This is a genomic window from Sphingopyxis terrae subsp. terrae NBRC 15098 (assembly GCF_001598815.1).
Classification (GTDB): domain Bacteria; phylum Pseudomonadota; class Alphaproteobacteria; order Sphingomonadales; family Sphingomonadaceae; genus Sphingopyxis; species Sphingopyxis terrae.
Genome location: NZ_BCZQ01000010.1, coordinates 1 through 7,021 on the forward strand (window position 1 = coordinate 1; position 7,021 = coordinate 7,021).

At 60.6% G+C, this 7,021-nt stretch carries 9 protein-coding genes and 2 tRNA genes; 6 read left to right on the plus strand and 5 right to left on the minus strand.

Annotated elements, in window-relative coordinates:
* Both STE01S_RS07275 and STE01S_RS20325 read right to left on the minus strand, forming a co-directional pair.
* On the minus strand, positions 1-266 hold a 266-nt coding region (locus STE01S_RS07275; RefSeq protein ID WP_174531829.1), incomplete at its 3' end, for a transposase.
* A 219-nt stretch (positions 267-485) separates the two neighbouring features.
* Positions 486-689: a hypothetical protein gene (locus STE01S_RS20325; RefSeq protein WP_162928222.1), complete on the minus strand. Its 204-nt coding sequence runs from the start codon at positions 687-689 to the stop codon at positions 486-488.
* 172 nt (positions 690-861) lie between these two features.
* Between STE01S_RS20325 and STE01S_RS07280 the strand changes: the two genes are divergently transcribed.
* Both STE01S_RS07280 and STE01S_RS07285 read left to right on the plus strand, forming a co-directional pair.
* Positions 862-1,323, plus strand: coding sequence for a DUF2924 domain-containing protein (locus tag STE01S_RS07280; RefSeq protein WP_082813258.1), 462 nt, complete (start codon positions 862-864; stop codon positions 1,321-1,323).
* Positions 1,320-2,984 (plus strand): recombinase family protein, encoded by a 1,665-nt coding sequence (locus tag STE01S_RS07285; protein ID WP_062766418.1) that lies wholly within the window; start codon positions 1,320-1,322, stop codon positions 2,982-2,984. The genes STE01S_RS07280 and STE01S_RS07285 overlap by 4 nt, the downstream gene beginning before the upstream one ends.
* A gap of 14 nt (positions 2,985-2,998) precedes the next feature.
* Here STE01S_RS07285 and STE01S_RS07290 read toward each other — a convergent pair.
* Positions 2,999-3,089 (minus strand) — tRNA-Ser (locus STE01S_RS07290).
* A 77-nt stretch (positions 3,090-3,166) separates the two neighbouring features.
* On the opposite strand from STE01S_RS07290, the gene STE01S_RS07295 reads away from it, so the two are divergent.
* Positions 3,167-4,111: a peptidylprolyl isomerase gene (locus tag STE01S_RS07295; RefSeq protein WP_062766421.1), complete on the plus strand. Its 945-nt coding sequence runs from the start codon at positions 3,167-3,169 to the stop codon at positions 4,109-4,111.
* 6 nt (positions 4,112-4,117) lie between these two features.
* Positions 4,118-4,432, plus strand: a complete 315-nt coding sequence (locus tag STE01S_RS07300; RefSeq protein WP_058812060.1) for a DUF1905 domain-containing protein — start codon at positions 4,118-4,120, stop codon at positions 4,430-4,432.
* On the opposite strand, the gene STE01S_RS20330 is transcribed toward STE01S_RS07300, so the two are convergent.
* Positions 4,422-4,565: a hypothetical protein gene (locus STE01S_RS20330; RefSeq protein ID WP_162928223.1), complete on the minus strand. Its 144-nt coding sequence runs from the start codon at positions 4,563-4,565 to the stop codon at positions 4,422-4,424. The two genes, STE01S_RS07300 and STE01S_RS20330, sit on opposite strands and share 11 nt — an antisense overlap.
* A gap of 118 nt (positions 4,566-4,683) precedes the next feature.
* Between STE01S_RS20330 and STE01S_RS07305 the strand changes: the two genes are divergently transcribed.
* Both STE01S_RS07305 and STE01S_RS07310 read left to right on the plus strand, forming a co-directional pair.
* Positions 4,684-4,758, plus strand: a tRNA-Thr gene (locus tag STE01S_RS07305).
* Between the two features lie 116 nt (positions 4,759-4,874).
* Positions 4,875-5,957, plus strand: coding sequence for an AI-2E family transporter (locus STE01S_RS07310; RefSeq protein ID WP_062766424.1), 1,083 nt, complete (start codon positions 4,875-4,877; stop codon positions 5,955-5,957).
* Positions 5,958-5,967: 10 nt separating this feature from the next.
* On the opposite strand, the gene STE01S_RS07315 is transcribed toward STE01S_RS07310, so the two are convergent.
* Positions 5,968-6,846: a LysR substrate-binding domain-containing protein gene (locus STE01S_RS07315; RefSeq protein WP_040590058.1), complete on the minus strand. Its 879-nt coding sequence runs from the start codon at positions 6,844-6,846 to the stop codon at positions 5,968-5,970.
* Positions 6,847-7,021 lie beyond the last annotated feature (175 nt).

Here is a 7,021-nt window from a genome sequence, read left to right on the forward strand (position 1 = left end):
TCAAGGAAGCCCGGAAAGTAGGACCCAGCACGCAGCTTGGGGATTTTCAGGTTCAGCGTGCCTACCCGGGTATCCAGCGAACGGTCGCGATAGCCGTTGCGCCAGGTCGCGCGCTCGCTGCTGCGTTCGTGGCGACCCGCGCCGATCAGGCCATCAACGTCGGCCTCCATGATCAGCTGCAGCACGTTCTCGGCGATGGTGCGCAAAAAATCCGGTTGGCCGCCCTTCGCAGCAAGCTCTTCGATCAGTAATCTGTCCTCGGTCATCGGGAACTCCTCTTCGTCACGGTTGAAGTGTGCAAACTCCACCATAACGATGAACCCGGTGGCCACCAGCGACGCCGCATTCCGGGGTGGGGCATGCCCCACCCCGGAATACACCATCGCCTACACCGGAAATTACACCACGAGCGCGGACGCTAACCCGGCTGGACGGTTGTTGGACTGAACCCGTCAATCGTAATTCTTGTTCAATCGCGCGCGTTGCTAACGCCTTAACGAGCGTATGGATTCAATGGCTTCACCGAGAATTGCTATCCGATACCCCAGCTCAATTAGTTGGGAGACGTCGGGGCCAGCTTCGTTGTCTGGCGGAAACGCCGCAATCGTTGCGGCATCTTCAGCGGCGATCAGCGCGAGGTTGAGCAACCCGCGTGCCGGAGCGCATTCGATATGTGGTTCGCGTTTCATTCCATAATGAATGCTCGAATGCTGAATCAAGTCCAGTGATAAGATAGTTATAGACGAGAATTGTGATTAAATATTCTCACAGATTCCACGCGATATGGAAATATTTTCTTATTTTGTTTGAAAAGTCTTTTTGCACTCGACTTTTGAGGCGGGGCGAGCGATCGCCTTGTCTATGAAAAAGAGACAGATTGAAAGTCATGGACGAGAGAGCGCAACGGATTATGCAGTATATTCTGACCTAGAGTTGCTAGCCGAGATGCCATTGCCCGCTCTGCGCAAGAAATGGCAGGTGTCATATGGTGACCCCGTGCCGAAGGTGAGTGCTACTGTATTGCGATTGGCGATCGCGTTCGAAATGCAAAAGTCTAGGTTTGGAGATTTGTCGCGGGAGGTAAATCGGCGGCTCGATTATCTTGCGCGCGGGAAGGCGATTAGTTTGCCGCTTCAACCAGGAATGCGTCTCGTCAGAGAATGGAAGGGACGCCTGCATGTGGTTGTCGTGGACGCCGACGGCAGCCTGATTTGGCAGAAGCGCGCTTGGCGGTCACTCAGCGAAATTGCTCGGGCGATCACGGGGACGCAGTGGTCTGGGCCGGCGTTTTTCGGTCTTACTGAGAAAGCGGCAGCTGCATGAAGCGGCTGCGCTGCGCTGTATATACCCGCAAATCGACCGACGAGGGGCTTGGCCAAGATTTTAACTCGCTCGACGCGCAGCGGGAGGCCTGCACTGCATATATCAAGAGTCAGGCGGCCGATGGCTGGGTATTGATACCGCGCTGCTATGATGACGGCGGATTTTCTGGCGGGTCTCTCGAGAGACCCGCGCTGCAGGCGCTTCTGGCAGACGTAAAGGCGAGAAGGGTGGACATCGTGGTTGTCCACAAGATTGATCGGCTTACACGCTCGCTGCTGGATTTTGCGAAGCTTGTCGAGGTGCTGGAGGCGTCTGAGGCCAGCTTCGTATCGGTCACGCAATCGTTTAACACGACGACGAGCATGGGACGTTTGACGCTCAACATGCTTCTTTCTTTTGCCCAGTTCGAAAGGGAAATCACCGCAGAGCGAATTCGCGACAAGATTGCAGCTTCTAAGGCCAAGGGAATGTGGATGGGCGGAAATCCACCTTTGGGTTACGAGCCTGCCGGACGTAGCCTGAAGATCGTCGATGCCCACGCCAAGCTGATCGTCGAGATTTTTGAGCGCTATGTGGCAACCGGGAACGTGCGCTTGCTCGAGTATGAACTGGATCGAAAGCAGATACGGTTGCCACGGCGGATAGCTCTCTCAGGTCGAGAAACGGGCGGCGGAAAATTCTCGCGCGGCCAGTTATACAAGATACTTTCTAACCCGGTCTATCGGGGCAAGATTGCGCACCATGAGAAGTTGTACGAGGGTCAGCACGACGCAATTGTCGGGGCTGAGCTATGGAACGCCGCGCATCATTTGCTACGAACGAACCGGCAGGGTTATCACGCGACCAAGCGACCGAACGCGATATTGCTCGCCGGGTTGGTTGAGACCGAAGACGGCAGGCGCTTCAAGTCGAATCATGCCTGCAAGGGACGAAAGCGGTATCGCTACTACGTGGTTGACCAGGCTTCGGATGCAGGCGCGCCCGGAAATCCGATGCGTATTCCCAACGGAGAGCTGGACGCGGCGGTCTCTCAACTAATTTGCGAAGAACTTCAGGATCCGTTCGCTCTCCTTTTCAAGGCGGACGTCGAACTGCGCCCGTCTGATATCGCGGGCCTCGAGCCCAGGGCGCAAGCCATGCTAGCCGCGGTCGATCAGCGTGACTATTTCACGGTCAGGTCTCTCATTCGAAAAGTGATCATCGGCTCATCATACGTTGAGGTTCAACTCGATGTGTCGGCGCTCCTAAATGGCCTGGCGATCGCAGGTGTCCCCCATGATGACACGATCGCATTGAAAGCGGCGGCGAGGACAATGCGGACAGGCAAAGCGGTCCGGTTGGTTCAACAAAATGGGCGTTCGTCCAACCGGGCGAAGCCAAATCTCGAATTGGCGCGCCATATTGTGAAGGCTCGCGAATGGTGGTCCGAGCTCAAATGCGGGGATATCCGTATTGCCGACATTGCTCGGCGAGAGGGACTCAACCCTTCCTGGGTTTCTCGGATGGTGCGTCTGAACTTCCTCGCTCCCGCCGTTGTGGAAGCTATTTTCGCAGGGACGCTACCAGACCATCTGGGACCCGACTTGTTGCGGCATCCAAAATTGCCGTTATCTTGGCAGGAGCAGCTGAAGTTTTTGGCCGTAACGGCGCATAAAAACTAATTAAATCAAAGACTTGGCGGAGCGGGAGGGATTCGAACCCTCGATACGCTTTTGACGTATACTCACTTTCCAGGCGAGCGCCTTCGACCACTCGGCCACCGCTCCGCATCTTGCACTGGAAGGCGCGCCCTAATCGCTTGGCGGGGCTTTCGCAAGTCGCATGGCCATGGCAGACAGGCGGCATGAAATATCTTTTGCTCGCCGCGGCTGCGGCATCGCTCGCCATTCCCGTTCAAGCCCAGGAAGCGACTGAGGTGCCGTCGCCGGGCGAGATTGCGGCCGCGGCGCCCGCGAAGGACTGGGTTGCGATCCCGACGTCGGATCTGCTCGTGATGGACCTTGCGCCCGACGCCAAGGGCAAGGCGCGCCGCGTGGTCATCCAGCTGATGCCCGCGCCGTTCAGCCAGGGCTGGATCGGCAATATCCGCAAGCTCGCCGCCGCTCACTGGTGGGACGGCACCAGCGTCAACCGAGTGCAGGATAATTATGTCGCGCAGTGGGGGGACGCGACCGAGAAGAAGCCTTTGCCCGAGGGTTTGGTAACGGTACCGGAGAGTGAATATTCCGTACCGCCCCATATTTTGGTGGCTCATGAAACCCGTAGTCCGGCCTTGGCGCCGTCCCCGCACCGACCGCGCGGCGATGCCTACGCAGAATTCACCGGTTTTGTCGCAGGCTGGCCTGTCGCCTATGATCATCAGAGCGAATGGCCCATCCATTGCTATGGCATGGTGGGCGTCGGCCGTAACATGTCGCCCGATACCGGTTCGGGCGCCGAGCTTTATGCCGTCATCGGCCACGCGCCGCGCCACCTCGACCGCAATATCGCGCTCGTCGGCCGCGTGATCAGCGGGATCGAATATCTGTCCAGCCTGCCGCGTGGCACTGGACCGCTGGGTTTTTACGAGGATGAAGCCGAGCGCGTCGGGATCCGCTCGATCAGGCTTGCCAGCGACTTGCCGGCGGCGGACCAGCCGCGCTTCGAATATCTGTCGACCGACAGCGATGCCTTCACTAACTATGCCGACGCCCGCGCGAACCGGCGTGATCCCTTCTTCATCCGCCCTGCGGGCGGCGCCGATATCTGCAATATCCCCGTGCCGATCCGGCCCATCGCGGCGAAATAGGCGCGCGTGGAAGATTTCACCGTCACGACGCCGCTCTGGCGCTGGCAGTCGGCGACCGCGCCCGCAGCCTGGTTTTTCCTGACCATCGCGGGTGAGGCGGCAGACGGGATCCGCTTCGCAGCGATCGGCGGACAGTGGCTCGACGGCCGCAAGGGATTCGGGTCGGCAAAGGTCCGCGCGACCGTTGGCGATACCTGTTGGAACACCTCGGTCTTCCCGCACAAGGAAAGCGGCGGCTGGCTGCTGCCGGTCAAAGCGGCTGTGCGCAAGGCAGAGGGCTTGGCGGAAGGCGACGCGGTAACGGTGACGGTCAGTCTTTAAGTGCGTCGTCGGACTTTTCGACTTGCGTCTGGGCTTCGCGCGTCTGCGCCTTGCGCTTGCGCAGGTTCGCGCGCAGCGCTTCCGCAAGGCGGCGTTCGCGCTCGATATCGGCGGGGGAAGGCGTCTTGGACATTGCCGCGTCCATGCCCGGGAATTCGGCAAAAGGTCAAGCCTCGCACCTTGACAGGCGCGGGCCGCCCCGCCATAGGCCGCGCCTGCCCAGCGAGCGTGACGCCGCGATGGGCCCGGATGCTGCTGTAGCTCAGTGGTAGAGCGCACCCTTGGTAAGGGTGAGGTCGAGAGTTCAATCCTCTCCAGCAGCACCATTTCTCCCTGAACTCATATGTGAGGACCGGTGCAATCCGGCGTCCCATATATTGCCACCTATGCGGTCGACTGCGTCGTCGCTAGAGAAGGGGAATTGCTGCAGGGGTAATGGATCATGGCGAGCGAGGGTGAAGGGCGGGGCACGGACGGGCGTTGGTCCTTTCTGGTCATCCTGATCGCCATCTCGGCCGCTTTTGCGCTCGTTCTGTGGCCATTTCTGACGGCCATCCTCTGGGCGGTGATCGCGGCGATCCTGTTCACGCCGGTCTATCGCCGCTTGCTCGCGCGCATGCCCGGCTGGCGGAACAGCGCCGCCTTGCTGACCCTGCTGCTGATCGTCGGGATCGTCATCCTGCCGGCGGCGATCCTGAGCGTGGCGCTGGTCGGAGAGGCGACGACGGTCTATCTGCGTATCCAGTCGGGCGATATCGACATTACGCGCATTTTCACGACCTTGTTTGCCGGATTACCCGGTTGGGCGACGACCCTGCTCGCCAATCTGGGAGTCAAGAATCTCGCCGACGCGCGCGACGTCTTCGGATCGGGCGCGGCCGACGGCGTGCGCGCGGTGCTGGGGCAGGCGCTGCTGTTCGGACAGAGCATCTTCGGCCTGCTCGTGAAGCTGAGCGTCGTGCTCTATCTCGCCTTCTTTCTGCTACGCGACGGCGATGCGCTGCAGCGCCGTGTTGCGGCCGCCGTGCCGCTGCGCGCCGACCAGCTTGGCCTGCTCGTCGATCGGTTCATTGTGGTGGTGCGCGCGACGATCAAGGGCAGCATCGTTGTCGCGATCATCCAGGGGATGATCGGCGGGACGGTGCTGTGGATGCTGGGGGTCGAGGCACCGTTGCTCTGGGGCGTGCTGATGGGCGCGGCATCGCTAATACCGGCGGTCGGAACCGGGCTCGTCTGGGTGCCGATGGCGCTCTATCTCTTTTTCAGCGGGGCGATCTGGCAGGGAGCGGTGCTCGTCTTTTGCGGCCTCTTCGTCATCGGCATGGTCGACAATCTGCTGCGCCCTATACTGGTGGGGCGCGAGACGCGCATCCCCGATTATGTCGTGCTGATCACGACACTGGGCGGGCTGCAATTGTTCGGATTTCACGGCATTGTCATCGGGCCGGTGATCGCGGCTATGTTCATCGCGGTTTGGGATATAGCTGCGCAGATGCGCGGCGAAGCCCTGTCGCCGCCGACCTAGCGTCCTGACCCTAGATCTTCGCTTCGAGCAGCCAGTCGTGGAACAGCTTGACCGCGGGCTGGCGCAGCGCGCGGGGGCGGCAGACGAACCAGTAGCTGTAAGGGCTGTCGACGTCGAAATCGAACAAGCGCACCAGCCGCGGATCCTGCGCGTCGTCGAAATGATGACCGTGCATGAAAGCGACGCCGATGCCCTGTGCTGCAGCCTCTAGCATCAGCGGTCCCGAATCGAAGAAATCGGTCCCCATCGGTTCGAGATACGGCATGCCGATCGCATTGCGCCATTCGTTGAAGGTTTCAGGCATTTCGCGGTGCAGCAGGATCGTCGCGCGCTGCAGCTGTTCGGGCACCGCAATCGGGCGCTCGCCATCGGTCAGTCCCCGCGCCGCGATCGGGAACACTTTGTCCTGATCGAGCCTGGCTGCATAAAGCGCCGGATCAATTGCGCGGGCAAGCGCGATCGCGGCGTCGATGCCTTCGCCGAGCCGCGCTTCCCCGTGCGACAGCGTGTCGATGTCGATGTGCAATTCGGGATGCGCGCGGCGCAGTTCGGGCAAGCGCGGGAACAGGCGTTGCTGCGCAAAGAGCGGCAGCACATTGAGGTGCAGCCTTACCGACGCGTCGGGACTCCCGACCTGGCCGATAACGCTGCGCAGCTCGTCGAGGATGGGCGACAACTGGTCCTGCAGGTCGCGCCCTGCCTCGGTCAGTCGCAGCCCATGGTGATGCCGATCGAACAGCGGTCGACCGACGGCATGCTCTAGCGTTTGGATACGGCGCGAGAGCGCGGGCATCGACAGACCAAGCTCGCTCGCGGCGGCCTTTACGGTGCCGTGACGGGCAACCTCCAGAAAGGCTTCCATACTGCTGAGGGGAGGAAGGCGTGGCATGATCGTGTCTCGATGGCGATGATGACATGCGTGTCAATCCCGCGCCAGACTTTTGTGCAGTGCGGCATGATTGGACGGCGGGCTGGGGTCAGGACCCATTAATTCCACGATCGAGGCGTCGAAATGGCGATGATATCGGGCCCGCGCGGCCTTGCGGGTAGCATCGCTACCCGCA

What these genes read in the sequence shown, in the direction of transcription:
- STE01S_RS20325 (WP_162928222.1), bottom strand. Translation starts at nt 689, where the DNA reads ATGAAACGCGAACCACATATCGAATGCGCTCCGGCACGCGGGTTGCTC.
- STE01S_RS07280 (WP_082813258.1), top strand. Translation starts at nt 862, where the DNA reads ATGAAAAAGAGACAGATTGAAAGTCATGGACGAGAGAGCGCAACGGAT.
- STE01S_RS07285 (WP_062766418.1), top strand. Translation starts at nt 1,320, where the DNA reads ATGAAGCGGCTGCGCTGCGCTGTATATACCCGCAAATCGACCGACGAG.
- STE01S_RS07295 (WP_062766421.1), top strand. Translation starts at nt 3,167, where the DNA reads ATGAAATATCTTTTGCTCGCCGCGGCTGCGGCATCGCTCGCCATTCCC.
- STE01S_RS20330 (WP_162928223.1), bottom strand. Translation starts at nt 4,565, where the DNA reads ATGTCCAAGACGCCTTCCCCCGCCGATATCGAGCGCGAACGCCGCCTT.
- STE01S_RS07310 (WP_062766424.1), top strand. Translation starts at nt 4,875, where the DNA reads ATGGCGAGCGAGGGTGAAGGGCGGGGCACGGACGGGCGTTGGTCCTTT.
- STE01S_RS07315 (WP_040590058.1), bottom strand. Translation starts at nt 6,846, where the DNA reads ATGCCACGCCTTCCTCCCCTCAGCAGTATGGAAGCCTTTCTGGAGGTT.